Source organism: Microcoleus sp. Pol12A5 (assembly GCF_036701435.1).
Lineage (GTDB): Bacteria > Cyanobacteriota > Cyanobacteriia > Cyanobacteriales > Microcoleaceae > Microcoleus.
Genome location: NZ_JAUBQU010000277.1, coordinates 1 through 1,609 on the forward strand (window position 1 = coordinate 1; position 1,609 = coordinate 1,609).

Annotated in this window: 2 protein-coding genes and 1 pseudogene; 2 read left to right on the forward strand and 1 reads right to left on the reverse strand. The window is 44.3% G+C overall.

The window, feature by feature from the left end; all coding sequences use genetic code 11:
- Both QUA45_RS28705 and QUA45_RS28710 read left to right on the forward strand, forming a co-directional pair.
- Positions 1–198, forward strand: a pseudogene (locus QUA45_RS28705) (cupin domain-containing protein); the annotation flags it as partial.
- A 495-nt stretch (positions 199–693) separates the two neighbouring features.
- Positions 694–1,065: a DUF4342 domain-containing protein gene (locus QUA45_RS28710; protein WP_333223331.1), complete on the forward strand. Its 372-nt coding sequence runs from the start codon at positions 694–696 to the stop codon at positions 1,063–1,065.
- An 86-nt stretch (positions 1,066–1,151) separates the two neighbouring features.
- Here QUA45_RS28710 and QUA45_RS28715 read toward each other — a convergent pair.
- On the reverse strand, positions 1,152–1,609 hold a 458-nt coding region (locus QUA45_RS28715), incomplete at its 5' end, for a serine hydrolase (RefSeq protein ID WP_333223333.1).

The window sequence follows — 1,609 nt, forward strand, 5'->3', positions numbered from 1 at the left end:
ACCGCTACACCCGCTAAACTCCTGGTTTGGGTCACTCCTGCTGGCTTTGAGAAATTTATTGCCGAAGTTGGAAAGGCTGTGAATGGTGAGATTACCCTTGGAGCATCCTTGAGCCCTGAAGACGTTGACAAAATTCTTACTACTGCTCCCAAGTACGGTATCGAGATCGTACCTCCACCCTCTGAGGAGTGTGCCTAGATAGCAATCACTCTTGAAGTCATGGTAGAAATATTGGGACTAAAAATATTTTAAAGCAGTTTCTACGATTCTGAATTGTCTATTAATTCACTTGGTTCACCAGGATAAAAGCGATCGTCTCAAATCTCGGTCAAGTCGTAAAGACAACTGATATCGTTTCCGGTGGCATCGGTATTTTTCAAATGTCCAAACTGTCATTTGTCCCAAAATCATAATTTTAGTCAACACTCAACAATCATGAGGAGTGCAATCCGAATTGATATTACTTGACTTAATATCTAGAGACGGGTTGTTTCAACAATATTTTCTCTACCTTTCGGAAGAGATAAACCCGCCCTGATCTAACGCCACAAAAATAATCTTTTGAGTAAAAAGGCGGGGGTGGAAAGTACGAATGTAGGTTGTAGGGTTTCCTTGCCTGTCATTCCCAAGTGCGATCGCCGAAGATAAGAGTATAGAAATTAAACGGCTGGTTTTCACCCGCCCTTACACAAAATGAACTCACAACTAGAACAACAAGTAACAATTCTACAAGACGAAACAGCAGCGGCCGGAAATTCAGCAAACCCAACAGTTGAAACTCATGTATTCGCCTCAGAATTTGCAACAGAGGAAAAAGTCAGAGTGGAAGAGTTCAAGATTAGCGCCGACAGTTTAATTGCTAAAGTCAAAGAACTAATTCAGCAAGGAAAACTCCGCCGCCTCGTCATCAAAAACTCGCAAGGGCGGACTTTGGCAGACATTCCGCTGATGGCGGGATTGGTAGGCGGCGTTGCCGGATCGGTAGTTTTTCCCATTGCTGCTGTACTGGCTACAGTAGGGGCAGTTGCGGCTCATTTGACTGTAGCCATCGAGCGCAAAGAATAGTCATTACTAATTAAAAATCTTCTCTTCAAGTCCGCGAAGGCGGACTTTGTTTGTTTAGTAGCGATTTCAATCGCCGAATTATCCGATCAACGCAACTTCTCCGGTAATTTCGCCGCAGGTTGGTCTAAATAATTGTAAACAATCCGCGAAATCCGGCGCACAAAATCTCTCACAATCGGGTCATTGTAAGGACGCTTGACAAAGATTGCCGCTAAATAACGCTTACCGTTGGGCATATCTATAATTCCCGCATCGCCAACCACAAAGCCGATATCTCCGGTTTTGTCAGCAATAACTGCACCGGGCCCCAAACCGGAAGGCAACAGCGTTCTAGTTGTTGTGTGCCGCAGTAATTCTAAAGCTTGTTCGCGACTCGATTCAGAAACTAATTTATCGCGAGACAGCATCGCCAGCAACTTTACCATATCCACAGAACTGGTTGTATTTGTTCCTTGAAAATCTCCCAACCAATTGCGAATTCTGGTATCAGTTAATCCCCAACTGCGAAAACGCTCGTTGAGTTTAGCAATTCCCCCCAAACGTT